The sequence below is a fragment of the Micromonospora lupini genome, assembly GCF_026342015.1.
Lineage (GTDB): Bacteria > Actinomycetota > Actinomycetes > Mycobacteriales > Micromonosporaceae > Micromonospora > Micromonospora lupini_B.
The window spans coordinates 1031191-1049838 of sequence record NZ_JAPENL010000002.1; the positions used below are offsets into that span (position 1 = coordinate 1031191).

15 protein-coding genes are annotated in these 18648 nt (G+C 73.8%); 7 read left to right on the forward strand and 8 right to left on the reverse strand.

The window, feature by feature from the left end; translation table 11 throughout:
- Window positions 1-26: 26 nt before the first annotated feature.
- Window positions 27-1490 carry a D-alanyl-D-alanine carboxypeptidase/D-alanyl-D-alanine endopeptidase gene (gene dacB / locus OOJ91_RS19680; protein ID WP_439117120.1) on the reverse strand — a complete coding sequence of 488 codons (1464 nt, stop codon included), beginning with the start codon at window positions 1488-1490 and terminating at the stop codon, window positions 27-29.
- A gap of 536 nt (window positions 1491-2026) precedes the next feature.
- Between dacB and OOJ91_RS19685 the strand changes: the two genes are divergently transcribed.
- On the forward strand, window positions 2027-2533 hold the full coding sequence (locus OOJ91_RS19685; RefSeq protein WP_039907066.1) for an inorganic diphosphatase: 507 nt from the start codon (window positions 2027-2029) through the stop codon (window positions 2531-2533).
- Between the two features lie 31 nt (window positions 2534-2564).
- Here the strand turns inward: OOJ91_RS19685 and eccD are convergent, their stop codons facing one another.
- Window positions 2565-3968: a type VII secretion integral membrane protein EccD gene (gene eccD / locus OOJ91_RS19690; protein WP_266246958.1), complete on the reverse strand. Its 1404-nt coding sequence runs from the start codon at window positions 3966-3968 to the stop codon at window positions 2565-2567.
- Between the two features lie 100 nt (window positions 3969-4068).
- On the opposite strand from eccD, the gene eccCa reads away from it, so the two are divergent.
- From eccCa to OOJ91_RS19710, 4 genes are all read left to right on the forward strand, one after another.
- A complete protein-coding gene (gene eccCa / locus OOJ91_RS19695) occupies window positions 4069-8046 on the forward strand; it encodes a type VII secretion protein EccCa (protein WP_266246960.1) in 3978 nt (1325 codons plus the stop codon).
- 74 nt (window positions 8047-8120) lie between these two features.
- Window positions 8121-9452, forward strand: coding sequence for a type VII secretion-associated serine protease mycosin (gene mycP / locus OOJ91_RS19700; RefSeq protein WP_266246961.1), 1332 nt, complete (start codon window positions 8121-8123; stop codon window positions 9450-9452).
- A gap of 89 nt (window positions 9453-9541) precedes the next feature.
- Window positions 9542-10333: a phosphatase PAP2 family protein gene (locus OOJ91_RS19705; protein WP_266246962.1), complete on the forward strand. Its 792-nt coding sequence runs from the start codon at window positions 9542-9544 to the stop codon at window positions 10331-10333.
- 37 nt (window positions 10334-10370) lie between these two features.
- A complete protein-coding gene (locus OOJ91_RS19710; RefSeq protein ID WP_266246964.1) occupies window positions 10371-11066 on the forward strand; it encodes a phosphatase PAP2 family protein in 696 nt (231 codons plus the stop codon).
- A 13-nt stretch (window positions 11067-11079) separates the two neighbouring features.
- Here OOJ91_RS19710 and OOJ91_RS19715 read toward each other — a convergent pair whose 3' ends face one another.
- The 6 genes from OOJ91_RS19715 to OOJ91_RS19740 all read right to left on the reverse strand — a co-directional run bounded on the left by OOJ91_RS19715 (window position 11080) and on the right by OOJ91_RS19740 (window position 16389).
- Window positions 11080-12258, reverse strand: coding sequence for a MarP family serine protease (locus tag OOJ91_RS19715; protein ID WP_266246966.1), 1179 nt, complete (start codon window positions 12256-12258; stop codon window positions 11080-11082).
- A gap of 64 nt (window positions 12259-12322) precedes the next feature.
- Window positions 12323-13015 carry an NUDIX hydrolase gene (locus OOJ91_RS19720; protein WP_266246969.1) on the reverse strand — a complete coding sequence of 231 codons (693 nt, stop codon included), beginning with the start codon at window positions 13013-13015 and terminating at the stop codon, window positions 12323-12325.
- Entirely contained in the window at window positions 13012-13665 is a 654-nt protein-coding gene (locus OOJ91_RS19725; protein ID WP_266246971.1) for a TlpA family protein disulfide reductase, read from the reverse strand. Before OOJ91_RS19725 ends, OOJ91_RS19720 begins: the two co-directional genes overlap by 4 nt.
- A complete protein-coding gene (nth, locus tag OOJ91_RS19730) occupies window positions 13662-14450 on the reverse strand; it encodes an endonuclease III (RefSeq protein ID WP_439117084.1) in 789 nt (262 codons plus the stop codon). Before nth ends, OOJ91_RS19725 begins: the two co-directional genes overlap by 4 nt.
- Before the next feature lie 41 nt (window positions 14451-14491).
- Complete coding sequence (locus OOJ91_RS19735) at window positions 14492-15670, reverse strand: CapA family protein (protein WP_266246972.1); 1179 nt, start codon at window positions 15668-15670, stop codon at window positions 14492-14494.
- Between the two features lie 56 nt (window positions 15671-15726).
- Complete coding sequence (locus OOJ91_RS19740) at window positions 15727-16389, reverse strand: adenosylcobinamide amidohydrolase (protein ID WP_266246973.1); 663 nt, start codon at window positions 16387-16389, stop codon at window positions 15727-15729.
- A 143-nt stretch (window positions 16390-16532) separates the two neighbouring features.
- On the opposite strand from OOJ91_RS19740, the gene OOJ91_RS19745 reads away from it, so the two are divergent.
- Window positions 16533-17210, forward strand: coding sequence for a Crp/Fnr family transcriptional regulator (locus tag OOJ91_RS19745; RefSeq protein ID WP_007466162.1), 678 nt, complete (start codon window positions 16533-16535; stop codon window positions 17208-17210).
- A 143-nt stretch (window positions 17211-17353) separates the two neighbouring features.
- Entirely contained in the window at window positions 17354-18097 is a 744-nt protein-coding gene (locus OOJ91_RS19750; RefSeq protein WP_266246990.1) for a metallophosphoesterase family protein, read from the forward strand.
- The last annotated feature ends 551 nt before the right edge of the window (window positions 18098-18648 follow it).

The window sequence follows — 18648 nt, forward strand, 5'->3', positions numbered from 1 at the left end:
GGCCGGAAACCCCGCCCCGACGCCCGTCAGCGGCACCCGCAGCCGGCCAGCGCGGCGGCGATGCGGTCCAGCGCCGGTTGGGCGGTGTCCGTCCCACCGGGCACCTTGTCGGTGAGCACCGCGAACGTGAGCAGACGGCCGTCGGCCGTGGTGACCAGGCCCGCGATGGCGTGCACCCCGGTCAGCGTGCCGGTCTTGGCGCGGACCGCGCCCGCCCCCGCGGCGGTGCCCGGGGCGCCTCGGTAACGCTCGCCGAGCGTGCCGGACCAGCCGCCCACGGGCAGGCCGCCGAAGACGCCGGCCAGCTCCGGGTGGTCCGGGCTTGCGGCCAGCCGGATCAGGTCGGTGAGCAGGGACGGGCTGATCCGGTTGTTGCGCGACAGCCCGCTGCCGTCGGAGAGGGTGATCTCGTCGGCGGGCAGGCCCAGCTCCGCCACCTCGGCGTCCATCGCGGCGGCGGCGCCGTCGAACGAGGCCTTCTGGCTACGCGCCAGCGCCACCTGGCGGGCCAACGCCTCGGCCAGCAGGTTGTCACTCTCGCTGATCATGATGTCGACCAACCGGATCATCGGCGGCGACTGCACCGCGCCCAGCTCGGTGCCGGGAGGCGGGGTGCCGCCGGCGGCTGTCGCCAGGGCCGGCGCCGTGCCCCGCTTGACGGTGCTGGCCGGTACGCCGAGCAGCCGGGCGAACGACCGGCCGGCGGCGAGGTCCGGCTCGGCGACCCGCTCGGCGCCGCCGGCTTCGGCCCTCGGGTTCTTCCGCGCGCCGTCGGTCATCAGCGCGGTCACCGCGCCGCCGTACCCGCCGGTCGGGATGTCGTCGTCCCAGCCGGGGCCGTACACCGGGCCGGAGTAGATCGTCCCGTCGACGGTGACGCTGGTCGGGGTCGTGCCGCCGAGCGCGGTGCGCACCTGCGCGGCCAGGTCGTCCAGGCGTGCCGCCCCGGGGTAGTAGCCCTTCTTGTCCACCGCGAGCGTGGGGTCGCCGCCGCCGACGATCACCACCTCGCCGGGCTTGGTGCCGGCCACCGCCCGGGTGGGGATCCGATACCCCTGTCCACGGGCGGCCAGCACTGTCACCGCGGTCGCCAGCTTGGTGACGGAGGCGGGCACCGTCCCGTCGTCCGCCCCCTTGGCGAACAGGGTCTGCCCGGTGGTCACGTCGGCCACCGAGACGTTCACGCGGTCGCCCAGGGCGGGCACGCCGACCAACGGGTCCAGCGCGGCCCGTACGCCGTCGGGCGCGGGCAGCGGGGCGTTCGGGTCGGGCCCGTCCAGCACGTCCACCGGGTCGGGTTCCGGCGCGGGGTCGGCGGCGGTCGGCGTCGACACCGCGTCCTCGCCCAACCAGCCGGCGACCGGGCCGGGTCGGGTCACCACCACGCCGACACCGGTCAGCACCAGCAGCACCACCACGGCCAGCACGGCCACCAGCCGTCCCCGGCGGCGCGGCACCGGCGGCGGTTCGGCGTCGGCCGACGCCGGCAGCGCGGAGATCGGCGGGCCCAGCGGCGGTACGCCAGTCGGGATGCGGACAGTCGGGCCGTCACCGGACGGTGCGTCGCCCCGGGCAGGGCTGGTCGGGGCGTGGCCTAGCGGGGCGGGGCCGGTCGGCTGTGCGCCGCTCGGCGGGGCGCTGGTGGGGCGGTCTGGGCCGAGGACCGGGAAACGACCGCTGTTCGACCCGGCCGCAGGCGGCTCCGACGGACGCCACGGCAGCGGCGGGGGCCGCTCGGGAACCGACTCCTCGGGTGCCCGGGGAAGGTGAGCGTCGGGCACCGGCACCCGTCCGGTGGCGCCACCGGAGCCGGATCGCCCGGTACCACGCGCGGCGCCCCCGTCCGGGCGGTAGTGTGAATCTTCCCTCCCCACGACCCCCTCCTCCCCCAGCGAAAATCGGCTTGGGTGACACTACTTCGGTCCGAAGACTATGCGGCGGCCGGAGTCGGCGGGTGGGCATTCACCTGTCCGGAGGGCCGCCAGTGGTTCCGTTAGCCAGCGTGGGCAGACGAGGGAGCGTGCAGATGGATTTCGACGTGACGGTTGAGATCCCCAAGGGTCACCGGAACAAGTACGAGGTGGACCACAAGACCGGCCGGATCCGGCTGGACCGCACCCTGTTCACGTCCACCCAGTACCCGGCCGACTACGGGTTCATCGAGGAGACGCTGGGCGAGGACGGCGACCCGCTGGACGCGCTGGTGCTCGTCCCCGAACCGACCTTCCCGGGCTGCCTCATCCGCTGCCGGACCATCGGCATGTTCCGGATGACCGACGAGAAGGGCGGCGACGACAAGGTCCTCTGCGTGCCCTACGAGGACCCCCGCCAGGAGCACCTGCGCGACATCCACCACCTGGGCGAGTTCGACCGCCTGGAGATCCAGCACTTCTTCGAGGTGTACAAGGACCTGGAGCCCGGCAAGTCGGTCGAGGGCGCGACCTGGGTCGGCCGCACCGAGGCCGAGGCCGAGATCCGGGCCTCCTACCAGCGGGCCCGCGACGCCGAGGCGCGCGGCGAGTCCACCCACTGACGTACGACCACCGACAGGGCCCGGGAGCCGCTCAACCGAGCAGCCCCCGGGCCCTGTCGTACAGGTCGAGCACCGCGCAGGCGACAGGCACCACGGCGACCACCAGGGCCGTGTCGGTGAGGTCCGCGACCCTGCCGAGGTACGGCGACACCGCTCGCTGGGCGTACCCGGTGCCGGCGGCCACGGTCACCAGACCCAGCGCCGCCCCGCCGAGGGCCAGCGCCAGCCGGCCGGTGTCGTCGGCCCGGGCCACCAGCACCGCACCAAGCACCGCGTAGCCGGCCAGCCCGGCGAGCACCGTCGGCACCCGGTGCCGCAGTGCCACGAACAGCCGCGACCGCAGCAGCAGCACGGCCGAGACCACCGCCACCAGCACCGGGCCGGCAGTCCCACCGGCCACCCCGAGGACCACCGCCGCGCCCACCGCCAGCACGGCGTGCCCGAGCAGCATCCCGGTCAGCACCTCCTCGGTGCGGGTGACGGCCGCGTGCACCCGACCCCGGTCCGGCAGGTCCCGGGGGCGCTCCGGCTCGGCGCCGGACGCGGTGGCCGGCAGGGTGATCGGCGGCAGCGGAAGCTTGCCCAACCGGATGGCCAGCAGCGGGATCGCCCCGAGAGCGAAGACCAGCGCGCTGAGCAGCACCGCCGCCGTGCCCGCCGGGGTCAGCAGCAGCGCGCCGAGCGCCGCGCCGGCACCGAGCAGACCGACAGTGACGCCGGCCACGAAGACCCGCAGTCGGCTGGCCACCCCGAGCAGACCGACGAGCGCCACAAGCAGCAACGCCACCGAGCCGGTCAGCAGTTCGGGCGCGCCGACCCAGCGCACCGGCCCGAGCGGGCCGACCGGATCACCGGAGCCGATCGCCAGGGCGCCGGCCACGAAGGCGTACGGCAGGGCGTAGCCGCCGAGGGTCGCCCCGGCGACGCCGTCGCCGTGGGCGCGGGAGGCGACCGCGCCCGCCACGGTGAGCAGGAGCGCCACCACCGCCGCCGCGACCCAGGCACTGCGCAGCGTCGGACCGCTGGCGAGCAGGGCGAGCAACCCGACGGCGAGCGGGACGGCGGCACCGGCCAGACCGGCGACCCGGGTGGCGGCGGGTGACCAGGCGCCACCCCGTCGGCGGGCGCCGTCGGCGATCGCCTCCACCACGTCGTCGTACTCCAACTCGGGCCAGTGGGCGCGGGCCGGCACCAGGTGCAGCACCTCACCGTCGCGGACCCCCTGCGGCAGCAGCGCCTGCGCCGTCGCCAGCAGCGCCCCGTCGGTACGACGCAGCACCCAGCCGCCGTGCCGCTCGCCGTCGTCGGCCAGGCCCTCGCCCGCGTGTCGGAGCACGTCGGGCAGCAGCTCGGCCAGGGGCACCTGCTCCGGCAGTGCGACGTCGACCCGCCGTTGCGGCGCGCTGATGGTGACGCGAGCCAGGCCGGTTGTCATCGAGTGATCTCCATATCGAGGGGATCGGAGGCTACGCGGACGAGAGGACTTTACCTACGATGAGCCAGGCTCGGGTTACCCAGCGCTGTCAGGAGGCCGAGTGTCCACAGTCGTCATCAAGCGCCCGCCGCGTCGGCCGGCGCCGGAGATCCCCGTTGGTGAGCTGCCCGTCGAGGCGCCGCCGGAGATCCCCGCGGTGGCCGGCGGCCGGTGGCAGCAGATGCTGATGGTGCTGCCCATGCTCGGCGGCACGGTGGCGATGGCGATGATGTTCGGGCGGGGCGGCGGCGCCTACTCGTACGTGGTGGGCGGGATGTTCGGGCTCTCGTCGCTTGCCATGCTTGTCACCTCGTGGGGCAGCGCCTCGGGCACCCCGAAGAAGTCGGAGATGATGGCGGCCCGCCGGGAGTACCTGCGCCACCTGGCAACGTTGCGCCGCCGGGTCCGGCAGACAGCCGGTCAGCAGCGGGCCGGGCTCTACTACCGACACCCCGACCCGGGTCGGCTGTGGTCGACAGTGGACAGCCGCCGGGTCTGGGAACGCCGCCCCGCCGACCCGGACTTCGCCGTGGTACGCGTCGCCGTCGGGCCGCAGACCCTGGCCACCCCGCTCGTCGGACCGGTCACCCGACCGCTCGAGGAGCTGGAGCCGATGACCGCCGGCGCGCTGCGCCGCTTCCTGGACGCGTACTCGGTGGTGCCGGATCTGCCGGTGGCCCTGTCGCTGCGCAGCTTCGCCCGGGTGCACCTCCGCAGTGCCGCCGGCGGTGGCCCGGCCAGCGGTGGGCCGCCCACCGGTGACCCGGCCGTCCAGGCCCTGGTCCGGGCCGTGCTGACCCAGCTGGCCGTGTTCCACGCCCCCGACGAGCTGCTGATCGCGGTCTGCGCCGGCCCGGAACGCCGGGCCGAGTGGGAGTGGGTGAAGTGGCTCCCCCACGCGCACCATCCCTCCCGTACTGACGCGCTCGGGCCGGTGCGGCTGGTGACCTCGTCGGCAGCGGAGCTGGAACGGCTGCTCGGTGACGTGCTGGCCAGCCGGTCCCGGTTCAGTCCGGCCGGGCCGGCCACCGACGGCCCGCACGTGGTGGTGGTCCTCGACGGCGGTGACCTGACCGGCGCCACCGACCTGACCGGCGACGGCGGCATCGACGCCGTGACGGTGCTGGACCTGGACACGCCGCCGCCCCGCCTGCTCGACAGGTACGCGCTGCTGTTGGAGCTGCGCGACAGGCGGCTGCACTCGTTCTCGGCGGAGGGGCACGCGGAGGTGGGCACCGCCGACCACCTCGACCTCGCCGACGCCGAGGCGGTCGCCCGGCGGTTGGCGCCGCTGCGGCTGGCCGGCGCGGCCCGCGGCCCGGACTCCCCACTCCAGGTCGAGCTGGGCCTGCCGGAGCTGCTCGGCCTCGGCGACCCGGAGAGCTTCACCGCCGAGCAGGGCTGGGCGCCGCGCTCGGCACGGGACCGGCTGCGGGTGCCGATCGGGGTGGGCGTCGACGGTGGCGCCATCGAGCTGGACCTGAAGGAGTCGGCCCAGGACGGGATGGGCCCGCACGGCCTGCTCATCGGGGCCACCGGCTCCGGCAAGTCCGAGTTGCTGCGCACACTGGTGCTCGGGTTGGCGGCGACGCACAGCTCCGAGCAGCTCAACTTCGTCCTGGTCGACTTCAAGGGCGGCGCCACGTTCGCGTCGTTCGACCGGCTGCCGCACACCGCCGCAGTGATCACCAACCTGGCCGACGCGCTGCCTCTGGTCGACCGGATGGTCGACGCGATCAACGGGGAGCTGGTCCGTCGGCAGGAGCTGCTGCGCCGCGCCGGCAACTTCGCAAGCGTGCGCGACTACGAGCGGGCCCGCGCGGCCGGCAGCCCACTCGCCCCGCTGCCGTCGCTGCTGCTGATCTGCGACGAGTTCTCCGAACTGCTCTCCGCCAAGCCCGACTTCATCGACCTGTTCGTGCAGATCGGCCGGCTGGGCCGGTCGCTCGGGGTGCACCTGCTGCTCGCCAGCCAGCGCCTGGAGGAGGGCAGGCTGCGCGGGCTCGACACCCACCTGTCGTACCGGATCGGGTTGCGCACCTTCTCCGCGCTGGAGTCCCGGACGGTGCTCGGTGTGCCCGACGCCCACGAGCTGCCCCGCTCGCCGGGCCACGGCTACCTGCGCGCCGGCACCGATCCGCTGGCCCGGTTCAAGGCCGCGTACGTCTCCGGGGCGGTGCGCCGCCGGGCCGCGACGGCTGGCGACGCGGCCGGCGGCGGCGCCCGCCTGCTCACGTTCACCACCCACGCCGTGCCGCTGCCCGAGCCGGCCACCCCTGCCCTGCCCGCTGCGGCGGAGGCCGAGAGCGACCGGGAGACCCTGCTCGACCTGCTTGTCGACCGGCTCGTCGGGCAGGGTCCGCCCGCCCACCAGGTGTGGCTTCCGCCGCTCGGTGAGCCACCGGCCCTGGACGAGCTGTTGGGCCCCGTCGAGGTGGACCCGGCGCGCGGGCTCACCGTGGGCAACCCCGAGCTGCACGGCGCGCTGGGGGTGCCGGTGGCCGTGGTGGACCGGCCGCTCGAGCAGCGCCGGGACCTGCTCTGGCTGACCCTGGACGGCGCCGCCGGGCACGTCGCGGTGATCGGCGCGCCGCAGAGCGGCAAGTCCACAGCGCTGCGCACGCTGATCTGCGCGTTGGCGCTCACCCACACCCCGGCCGAGGCGCAGGTCTACTGTCTCGACTTCGGCGGCGGTGGCCTCGCGGCGCTGCGCGACCTGCCGCACGTGGGCGGGGTGGCCGGCCGCGCCGATCCGACAGCCGTGCGGCGCACTGTCGGCGAGATGACGACACTGCTGGCCGAGCGGGAGCGCCGATTCGCCGAGCTGGGCGTGGAGTCGATGGCCGCGTACCGGCAGCGTCGTGCCACGGTGGGAACGACCAGCCAGCCGGGCGCCGACCCGTTCGGCGACGTCTTCCTGGTGATCGACGGGTGGAGCACCGTCCGCGGCGAGTACGACGACCTGGAACCACTTGTCACCGACCTGGCCACCCGGGGCCTGTCGTACGGGCTGCACGTGGTCGCCACGGCGCTGCGCTGGCTGGATTTCCGCCCGGCGATCCGGGACCTGTTCGGCTCCCGGCTGGAGCTGCGCCTCGGCGACCCGTCCGACTCCCTGGTGGCCCGGCGGGCGGCGGCGAACGTGCCGGAGCGCCCCGGCCGGGGGGTGACGGCGGAGAGCCTGCACTTCCTCACCGCGCTTCCGCAGCTCGCCACCCCCAACGCGGGCACCGCCGACCTCGTCAAACGGATCGCCGAGAGCTGGGCCGGTCCGGTGGCGCCCCGCGTCCGGCTTCTCCCGCCGGTGCTGCCGTACGCCGATCTGGATCTCGCGGCGACGGCCGGGCTGCGGCTGCCGATCGGGATCGCCGAGGCGGACCTGCGGCCGGTGCTGCTCGACTTCGCGAGCGAGCCGCACTTCCTGGTCTTCGGGGACGCGGAGTGTGGCAAGTCGACGTTCCTGCGGGCGCTGGCCACCTCGATCACCACCCGGTTCACGCCTGAGGAGGCCCGGGTGATCCTGGTCGACTACCGGCGCAGCCTGCTGGGCGCCATCGAGACGCCACACCTCATCGGGTACGGCACCGCCGCCGCGCACACCGCCGACCTGGTCGAGTCGGCCGCCGGATACCTGGAGCGACGGGCTCCCGGGCCGGAGGTCACTCCGCAGCAGTTGCGGGACCGCTCGTGGTGGTCGGGGCCGGAGTTGTTCGTGCTTGTCGACGACTACGACCTGGTGGCGGCGGGGCCGGCGAACCCGTTGCGGGCACTTGAGGAGCATCTGCCGCACGCCCGCGACGTCGGGCTGCACCTGGTGCTGGTCCGCCGCTCCGGAGGCGCGGGACGGGCACAGTACGAACCGATCGTGCAGCGGCTGCGGGAGCTGTCCACCGCCGGGCTGGTGATGGCGGGCAGCCCCGAGGAGGGCGCGCTCGTCGGCCCGGTGCGCCCCGGGCCGCTGCCGGCGGGCCGTGGCCGGCTGGTCACCCGACGCGAGGGCGTACGCCTCGTTCAGCTCGCACACCTGCCGCCACCATGACCTGTCTTCGTGGTTCCTCCCGTGACGGGTGGGGAAACCGGTAATCTCCGATCGTCGTGGTTCCGTCGGGATGAATGGCTGAGGATGTGACAGGGGTTCGGCACAGCGGTCCGGCAGTGGCCCGGAGGGCCGGCCGGGCGCTGCTCGGTGCGGCGGCGCTGCTCGCCGTCGCGGTCCCGACCGCCGCGCCCGTCGCCGTGCCCAGCAGCGGCGGCCAACTCGCCGGCGCGCCGGTGGCGATCGCGCCCGGTGACAGCGTCGCCCGCACCGACCAGGTCCGTGACGAGCAGTGGCAGCTCGACGAGCTGCGGGCCGACACGGCCTGGCGCAGCTCGACCGGCCGGGGCGTGACCGTGGCGGTGGTCGACTCCGGTGTGGACGCGAACCATCCCGACCTGGCCGGCCAGGTGCTGCCCGGCCTCGACCTGGTCGGGCCCGCCGGCGGCGCCGGTCCGGATCCGGTCGGTCACGGCACCACTGTCGCCGGCCTGATCGCCGGGCGCAAAGACGACAAGCGGGGCGTGGTCGGCCTGGCGCCGGATTCCCGGATCCTTCCGGTCCGCGTTCTGGACGAGCGCAACAAGTACGACGACGCCCTGATCGTCGCGAAGGGCGTCCGCTGGGCTGTCGACAACGGCGCCCGGGTGATCAACCTGTCGCTGGGTGGCAGCGGCGACAGCCCGGCCCTGGCCGCCGCTCTGGACTACGCGTTCGCCCGGGACGTGGTGGTGGTCGCCTGCACCGGCAACCTGGCCACGTCGACCGACTCCAAGGTCTGGTACCCGGCTCGTGAGCCGGGGGTGATCGCGGTCGCGGGGCTGGAGCGCAGCAGCGACAACCTGTGGTCCGGCTCGATCACCGGCCGGGCGACAGTGCTCACCGCCCCCGCCACCGGTCTGGTCGGCGCCCGTCCGGCTGACGGGTACTGGCGGGTGCAGGGCACCAGCTTCGCCGCGCCGTTGGTGGCCGCCACCGCCGCGCTGGTCCGGTCCCGCTACCCGGACATGCCCGCCGGCGAGGTGGTCAACCGGCTGCTGGCCACCGCCCGTGACATCGGCCCGACCGGCCGGGACGACCGCTTCGGGTACGGGGTGGTCGACCCCGTGGCGGCGCTGACCGCGGACGTTCCCCCGGTCACCGCCAATCCGCTTGACGACCTGACCTCGCCGGGCGTGGTCGGCTTCGGCCCGGCCCCCGGTTCGGGCGACAGCGACCCGGTCAGCGGCGCCGGCAGCGACCCGCTCGGTTTCACCGCGCCACGACAGCAGACCGGGTGGACGGCCCGGGGTGCGGGCGTGCCGGCGGAATCCGCGCCGGAGCAAATGTGGACCGGGGTCGCGCTCTTCGCCGTCCTGGTGACCGGCGCGGCGTTGATGGTGCGCCGGTTCCGCCAACGGCACCGCTGACCGAGCGGCGGCCACGACGACCCCCGCGCCGTCGCGCACACCTCCGTCGGCAGGCCTGATTGCCCGGTGGGTGGGGTAGAACCGTCCGCATGAGCACGCCCGCCGCACGTACCCTCGACATGACCCGGCACCCGTCCTGGCGGCGCCGCCGCCTCGACCCGGACCACTCGTTGGGTCTGCGGCTGACCCTGGCGGCGACGGCCGCGTTCCTGGTGCTGGTGCCGTTCTCCCTGCTCGCGCTGCTGGTGCTCGGGGCGTGGGCCCCGCTGCACCGGCTGGACACGGCGATCACCGACGCGCTGCACGCCCACGCGGTGGACCACCCGGCCTGGGTCACGCTGATGCACGTCTGGAGTGCCGTGTTCGGGCCTCTGCCGCTGCGGGTCGCGGCCCTGCTCGTGGTGATCTGGCTGCTGCGCCGTCAGGCCCGCCGGCTGGCCCTCTGGGTGACCACCACAATGGTGGTCGGCGGGTTGATGGGTCCACTGCTCAAGTTGCTCGTCGGCCGGGACCGGCCGGAACTGCTCGACCCGGTGGCGCGGGCCGCCGGCTACTCGTTCCCGTCCGGGCACGCGCTGAACGCCACCCTGGCTGCCGGGGTGCTGCTGTTGGTGTTCCTGCCGTACGTCGGGGGCTGGGCCTCGCGGGTCACGCTCTGGGTAGCCGCGCTGCTGCTCACGGTGGTGACCGGGCTGAGCAGAGTCGCGCTCGGTGTGCACTTCGCAAGCGACGTGCTCGGTGGGTGGCTGCTCGGCGTGGCGGTGGTCGCGGCGACCACCGCCGCGTTCACCAGTTGGCGTGCGCACACCGGCCTGCGACCGGTGCGGCCGGCACACGACGGTGTCGCGCCCGAGGTCGAGCGGCACCCCGACGCGACCTGAGGAATGCCGACAACGTCGAACGGGTACTGGCCGACTCATGCCCGACACCGTGGTCCAGATCATCCGGCGGGTGCTCCTGCCGGTGTCCCTCCTATTCGGCGTCATGGTGCTGCTCGGAGTGCTTGTCACCCGGGTGTTCGCCCGGACGTGGCCGTTCACCGTCGAGGACGCGGTGAATCGGGAGTTCGCCGGCGACCGCACCGGCGGTTGGAACAACGTCTCCCTGGTGTTCAGCACCCTGGCCAGCACCCAACTGATCGTCGTGGTCACCGTGCTGGTGGCGCTGGCGCTGCGGCTCTGGCTGAAGCGCTGGCGGGAGCCCCTGTTCCTCTGCGCGGCGGTCTCCGCCCAGGCGCTCGTGTTCCTGCTGACCACGATGGTGATCGACCGGCAGCGGCCGGCGGTGGAGCACATGGACACCTCGCCGCCCACGTCGAGCTTCCCGTCCGGCCACACCTCGGCGGCGGTGGCGCTCTACGTCGGCATCGCCGTGCTGATGGCGCTGCGGGCGCGCAGCACCGGAGCGAAGGTGGCCTGGTGGACGCTGCTGCTGATGGTGCCGTTGGGTGTGGCGCTGACCCGCATGTATCGGGGAATGCACCACCCGAGCGACGTGGCGGCGTCCTTCCTCAACGGTGGCACCTGCGTCGCGATCATGGCTCGGGCGGTTCTGGACCGGGGGCTGCGCTGGGGCCGGGCGAAGCTGCCTGTCGTCGCGCCGGCCCGGACCTGATCGGGCGCGGCGCTCAGGTGCACTCGCCGGTGGCGACGGCCCGGTTGCGCTCGGCGCCGGCCAGCGCCACCGGCCGGGCCTCGGCGGCGGTCACCGCGAACCCGGTGTTGGGATCGTCCACCGCCGCCGCGAAGATCACGCCGAGCACCAGACCGTTGGCGGAGAGCAGCGGCCCACCGGAGTTGCCGCTGCGCACCAGAGCCCGGATCGTGTAGATCTCCCTGGTCACCTTCGAGGAGGAGTAGATGTCCGGGCCGTTGATCCGGTCGACGTCGCGGACCCGCGCCGACTGCGCGTTGTACGGTCCGTCGAGCGGGAAGCCGAGCACGATGGCGTCCGAGCCGCTGCCCGCGTTGCCGGCGGCGAACCGCAGCGACGGGCCGGGCAGCCCCGGCACCAGCAGCACGGCGAGGTCCCGGTTCGGGTCGTAGACCACGACCTGACCGTCGTACCGTTCGCCGTCCAGTTCCACCGACACCGAGCGGGTGCCGGCGACCACGTGCGCGTTGGTCATGACCCGGTCGTCGGCGTACACGAAACCGGAGCCCTCGATGCGGCGCGAGCAGCTGGGCGCGGACCCGAGCACCTTGACCACCGACCGCTTGCCGTTGACGACCACCTGGGAGCCGGCCAACGCCGGGTCGGGCGGCTCGACCTGGCGGGACCGGGTGGGCGCGAGGCCACCGAAGACGTCCGGGAAACCGTCGGTGTCGACGGTGTCCTCCAGAGCGGTGGAGAGCCGGTGCGCCTCTTCCGGCAGCACCCCGTTCACCACGGTGATCAGCGCGCTGCTGCGTACCGAGGCGGCGAGCCAGGGCACCGACGACGACCCGAGCGGCACGGCGACCAGCCACGCCAGCAGGAGCACAGCGAACAGGGAGACGAACGCCCCGCCGATGTCGTCGATCCGCCTACCCACGTCGCTGGTGATCGTCTTGCGCAGGTGCGAGCCGAGCCAGCCGGCGAGCGCCTGCCCGATCACGGCCAGCCCGAAGATCGCCACCAGTGAGATCAGCACCCGGGTGCCGGCGTCGACGAACTGCCTGGCGAACAGCGGCCCTAGTTGCAGGCCGAGCAGCAGCCCCAGGAAGAAGCCGGACAGCGACGTGATGCCGACGACGAAACCCTGGCGGTATCCGCTTATCGCGAACACGAGCATGAGCAGCAGCAGGACGAGATCCACGACGGACACGGGGTCCAGCGTACGGGCAGCGCGCCCGCTGGATGACCACCGCTTGCGGAAGGTGACCGCGGGGTCAGCGTAGGGCGGTCTCGTCGACCTCTTCGGTGCCCGCCGACGGCGCGGGAGCGGCCCCCGTGGGCGGCAGCTCGACCAGCCGGCCGGGCGACCACGGGCGGGCCCAGCCGCCCATCTCCAGCAGGGTCGCCAGCACCCCGGCGGTGAAGCCCCAGACGAGCATGCCGCGCGCCGAGAAAGCCGGCCCCACCCAGCCGCTGGGATGGCGGACCCGCAGCCGGTTGGCCGGGTCGACAAGTTCGCGAACCGGCAGTCGCGCCACGTGCGCCACCTCGGCGGGTTCCCGGGGATGCACCGGGTGCGGGTCGTGCCACCAGGCAAGCACCGGGGTGACCACGAAGTCGCTGACCGGGATCCACAGTTTCGGCAGCTCGGCCAGCACTGTGACGCTGGTCGGGTCGAGGCCGACCTCCTCGTTCGCCTCGCGGAGCGCGGTGGCGCGGACGTCGGCGTCCTCCGGGTCGGCCGCGCCGCCGGGGAAGGCCGGCTGACCGGCGTGGTTGCGCAGGGTGGCGGCCCGTTGCAGGACCAGCACGTCGGGGCCGACGTCGGGCTGCTCACCGAGCAGCACCAGCACGGCGCTCTCCCGGCCGCCCTCGGCGGGGGTGGTCAGCCGGGTGAAGTCCTCGGCGCGCGCGGTGCCCAGCCGGGCCAGCAGCGGCTCGATCCACTCGGGTGGTCGGCGGGTCACGCCGGCACCGTCACACCGAGGTGCTGGCGGACCAGCTTGGTGAGCTGGGCGTCGTCGAGTGCCCCGGTGGCGTCGATGTGCCGGATGCGGCCCTGCCCGTCGACGAAGAGGGTCAACGGGAAGGCTTTGCGCTTCAGTTCCCGTTGCAGCGCGTCGCCCTGGTCCACCAGGATCGGGAACCGTACGCCGAAGTCCTCGCCGATGGACTGGGCGCCGCCCCGGCTGTCCTGGGTGTTGACCCCGACCACCTGGAGTCGCCCGGCGGCCCGTTCGCTGAGCCGTTGGAAGGCGGGCAGCTCCTTGCGGCACGGCCCGCACCAGGAGGCCCAGACGTTGATCAGCGCGGGCCCGGCCACGTCCCGCAGCGCGATGGGGGCGCCGCCGGTGAAGCAGGACAGGGTCAGCTCAGGCAGCGCCTGCCCCCCGGCGGCGGAGCCGGGCGTACCGGGAACGCTCGACGTGGGGGTCGCCGCGTCGGGGCCGGGCGAGGCGGTCGTGGGCGCTGCGCTCAGCGAGGCGCAGTCCCGGAACGGAGACGGACGCTCGGCGGCGGCCGGACGGGGGGCCGGGCCGTCGTCTTGCGTGCCGCTGGTGCAGCCGGCGAGGGCCAGCAGCAGCGGCAGGATCACGAGGGCGAGCCGCCGGTTCATGGCACCTCCGCGGCGACCGCCTGCGCGGGCACCAGCTCCGGGTCGACCCCGACGGCCACCGCGAGGTCACGCGCCCGGGGGCCCTTGAGCAGCTTGGCGGCGGCGGCCGGCTCGGTCGGGCCGGCGCCGTACGAGGGGCAGAGCTTCGCGAGCGTGCACGCCCCGCAGGCGGGCTTGCGGGCGTGGCAGACCCGCCGCCCGTGGAAGATGATCCGGTGCGACAGCATGGTCCAGTCGCGCTTCGGGTACAGCGCGCCGATCGCGTGCTCGATCTTGACCGGGTCGGTCTCGGTGGTCAGCCGCCACCTGTGCACCAGCCGCTGGAAGTGCGTGTCGACAGTGATGCCGGGGACGTCGAAGGCGTTGCCGAGGATCACGTTGGCGGTCTTGCGGCCGATCCCGGGGAGCGTCACCAGGTCGACGAGCCGGCCGGGAACCCGACCGTCGTACCGCTCGAGGAGGGCCTGCCCGAGCTTGAGCAGCGAGTCGGTCTTGTTGCGGTAGAAGCCTGTGGGCCGGATCAGCTCCTCCATCTCGCCCCGGTCGGCCCCCGCGTACGCGGCGGCGGTCGGGTAGCGGTCGAAGAGCTTCGGGGTGACCTCGTTGACCTTCTTGTCGGTGCACTGCGCCGAGAGGATGGTGGCGACGGCCAGCTCCAGGGCGTTGGAGTGGTCCAGCTCACAGTGCGCGTCGGGGTGCGTCTCGGCCAGCACCCGACCGATCCTGCGGGCACGACGTGTGCGCCCGAGATCGGTCTCGCTGGCACCGGAAGGGCTACTGGTCACGACGGTCAGCCTACGTCGCGCCCCGGACGTTCCTCCTCGGGTCAACCGGCCGTCGGCGCGGTGATCTTTCCCTGGCCGTCGAGCCGGGCGCCGCTCTTCGCGAAGTCGGCGCGGCTCAGCTCGGTGACCAGGCCCAGGCCGCGGTCGTCCGGGTCCATCGTCGGCTTGCCGGCGGAGTTCATGTACGTCGAGGTGAACGACCCGCCGGCCCAGCTCCCGTCGGTCTTGAGCGACACCTTCAGCACTCCGCCCCAGCCCAGCCGCCCGGTGTTGCTCAGCGAGTTGCCACCACCTGCGAAGTTGCCCAGGCTGTACGCGATCAGGCGGCCCTGGTAGAACTCCATCCCCCGCAGCACGTGCGGGCCGTGCCCGACGATCAGGTCGGCCCCGGCGTCGATCATGGCGTGCGAGAACTTCACCGGGTCGCCCCGGTTCTCGCCCAGGAACATCTCGGTGCCCGGCTTCACCCGGGTCTTGTCCGCTCCCTCGCCGCCCATGTGCACCTGCACCACTACCAGTTCGGCCATGGTGGCGGCCTTGGCTACCACAGTCTTCGCCGTGGCGATGTCGACCAGGCTGTTCGACCAGACGTACGACGAGAAGCCCACCACGGCGACCTTGACGCCCTTGACGTCGACCACGGTGATCTCGTCCGGGGCGCCGGTGTGCTCCAGGTCGTACGTCTCCAGAGCCTTCCGCGTGTTCGCGTAGCCCTTCGGCCCGTAGTCGTAGCCGTGGTTGTTGGCCTGGTTGAGCACCTCGAAGCCGGCGTCGCGCAGGTGCGCGGCGTACTCCGGAGGCGCCCGGAACTGGAAGCAGCGGGTGGAGTTGGCCCCGCACTTGCCGGTGCCGGTGTCCACCGTCAACGGCTCCTCCAGGTTGCCCATCACCAGGTCGGCCTTGAGCGCCTGCGTGACCGAGTCGAAGAAGCCCTTGCCGCCACCGGCGGGCAGTCGGCTCGGCGCGTTGCCCATGATGATGTCGCCGGTTGCGGAGAGCGAGATGGCGCCGCCCCCGCCGGACGCCGACGTGCCGCCGCTCGCCTTCGGGCCGGACGTGGTCACCGGCGCTCCGGTGCCACCGCCACCGGCGCCGGGCTGCCAGACGGGGGCCTCCCCGCTGTCGGCACAGCCGGCGACGAGCAGGGCGGCCAGCAGCGCCGCGAGGCCGAGGGCGACGCGGCGGAACGGGCGGGGCGCGAGGGGGGCGGAAGCGTACATCGTCCGCGACCCTACCGGCCCCCAAACGCGCCGACGAGGGCCGATCGGTCGGAAGTTCAGCCGGTCAGCCGGTCTGACCAGGGCACGACGTGCCGGTCGCCGCCCGCGCGCACGGCCGCGTGGACGGCTCGGGCCAGCGGGGCGCCCCAGGTCGAGCGCGGCGCGCCGTACGCGTTCTCCGGCCCGTCCACCGGGCAGAGGACGGTGACGGCGTCGGTGGGGGTGCCGGTGCCCGGCAACCCCAGCTCGGTGATGGCCTGGGTCTTCGCCTCGGTGGCGGTGGCGACGGCGTTGACAAGCGCCGAGTCGGCGAGCCGGGCCGGGACGTACACCACGATGTTGACCGTGCCCACCCGCTGGGTGAGCGCCGCCGGTTCCGGCGCGGCGGCGGGCACCGGGGTGCCGAGCCCGACAGTCGCCCAGGCCCGCACCCCGGTGTCGGTCCGGGCGACCACCTCGGTCACGTCGACGCCGGTCAGCAGGCCAACCCCGGGCCCGTCGAGGGCCAGGCCCGCGGCGAGCGCGGTCAGGTGGGCGGCGGGGTCGTCCCGGTCGTACGACATCGACACTGTTGCGTTCAGCACCCAGTGCCGGACGCCGACGCCACCGCCGAGCGGGCCGCTGCTGACTGCCCGCAGGGGCCCGTCGGCCCGCCAGACGAGCAGCGGAATGTGCCGCCCGTCCTCGGCGCGGCTGGTCACAGTCGGGTCCCTCAGCACGTCGGGCAGGTTACGCCCACCGATCAAGATTCCAGGGGCGACCTCTGATTCGTGCTCACGTGCGCCTAGACTTGGCGGCGCGCGAGGGGATCAGCGGACGGCGACCCCGGCCGACGGACGGCACGCGCAACCGGAGGTGCGCGATGGATGAGGTACTGGCCCGCAGCGGGATCTTCCAGGGTGTCGACCCGGAAGCTGCCGAGGCGCTCGCCAAGGAGATGGAGACGATCGAGGTCCGCAAGGGCGAGATCGTCTTCAATGAGGGCGAGCCCGGCGACAGCCTCTATATCCTGCTGTCCGGGAAGATCAAGGTCGGCCGCCGGGCGGCGGACGGCCGGCAGAACCTGATCGCGGTGATGGGGCCGTCGGACATGGTCGGTGAGCTGTCGCTCTTCGACCCCGGTCCGCGTACGGCGACCGCCACCGCGGTGACCGACACCCGGCTGGTGCGGCTGCGCAAGCAGGCGCTGCGGCCGTGGCTCAACAATCGCCCGGAGATCGCCGAGCAGCTGCTCCGGGTGCTCGCCCGGCGGCTGCGTCGGACCAACGACTCGCTCGCCGACCTGATCTTCACGGACGTGCCGGGCCGGGTCGCGAAGAACCTGCTCCAGATGGCCGGCCGGTTCGGCACGCGCGACGGCGGCGTGCTGCGCGTGACGCACGACCTCACCCAGGAAGAGATCGCCCAGCTCGTCGGCGCCTCACGGGAGACGGTCAACAAGGCGCTTGCCGACTTCGCCTCGCGCGGCTGGCTGCGGCTGGACGGTAAGAGCATCATCATCCTGGACCCGGAGCGCCTCGCCCGCCGCGCCCGCGTCTGAGCGGTACGTCCCGTCCCCGCCTGCCGTCACCGACGGGAGGCGGGGACGTTTCGGTCTGCCCGGTGTTTCGGTCTGCCCGGTGTTTTCGTCTGCCGCGCGCAGAATCGCTGGTGTTCGCGTCCTGCTGCGGTGAGGGTGGGGCAATGCCGAACCGCGTCGCCGTACTCTCCGACATTCATGGCGTACTGCCCGCGCTGGAGGCCGTCCTGGCCGAGCCGGACGTCGCCGGCGCCGATCTGATCGTGCTGACAGGTGACATCGCGGCGGGGCCACAGCCGGTCGAGGTGCTGGATCTGCTGGCCGAGCTGGGTGAGCGCGTCTGCTGGGTGGGCGGCAACTGCGAGCGGGAGCTGGTCGAGGCCCGCGGGGGTCGACCCGCCTCGATCAGGGTGTCCAACTGGGCCGCCGGGCAGCTCCGCGACGATCAGGTGGCCCTGCTCGCCGCGCTGCCGGCGACCGTGACGTTGGAGATCGACGGCCTCGGCCCGACGCTGTTCTGCCACGCGACGCCCCGCGACGACGAGGAGGTGGTGCTCGTCGACTCCCGGATGGCGCGCTGGGCGGAGGTGTTCGCGGGCCTGCCGGCAGAGGTCGCGGCGGTGGTCTGCGGCCACACCCACATGCCGTTCACCAGGCTGGTCGACAGGCGCCTGGTGGTCAACCCGGGCAGCGTCGGCATGCCGTACGGGGGTGCGGGCGCCTGGTGGGCGCTGCTCGGGCCGGGCGTCCAGCTGCGCCGCACCGCCTTCGACGTGGACGCGGCCTGCGCCCGGGTGGCCGCGGAGTCGACCTACCCCGATGCCGCCGCCTGGGCCGACGAGTACCTGCGCTCCCAGCACAGCGACGCCGACGCCCTCGCCGTCTTCGGCCCCCGCGACGGCCGCTGACCCGGGTAGTCGAGGACCCGGTCGGTCAGGGGCTCGGCCGGTCAGGGGCTCGGGCGGTCAGGGGCTCGGCCGGTCAAGGGCTCGGGCGGCCGACGACCCGGTCGGGGAATCGCTGCTGGACCCACCGCCTCCCCGCGTGACGACCATCGCTCAAGCAGCGGCTCGGAACATGGTTGTCGGGTCCTTTGGAGTTGATTCGCTTGGCGTTATCGGCGAACACGATCGGCAAGGATCTCGTGGGCGGCCGGGCGAACGGCGATGTCCTTCGCGACATCAGCTCCAAAGGGACCGAACACACCGCACCCGACCCTTGAGCCGCACGCCCCCGGCAAGCCGCACGCCCCGGTGAGCCGCACGCCCCGGTGAACCGCACGCCCCCGGCAAGCCGCACGCCCCGGTGAACCGCACGCCCCCGGCAAGCCGCACACCCCCGGCAAGCCGCACACCCCCGGCAAGCCGCACACCCCCGGCAAGCCGCACACCCCCGGCAAGCCGCACACCCCCGGTAAGCCGCACGCCGCCGGGCTCCCCGTGCCCGCCGCGCCCCGGGG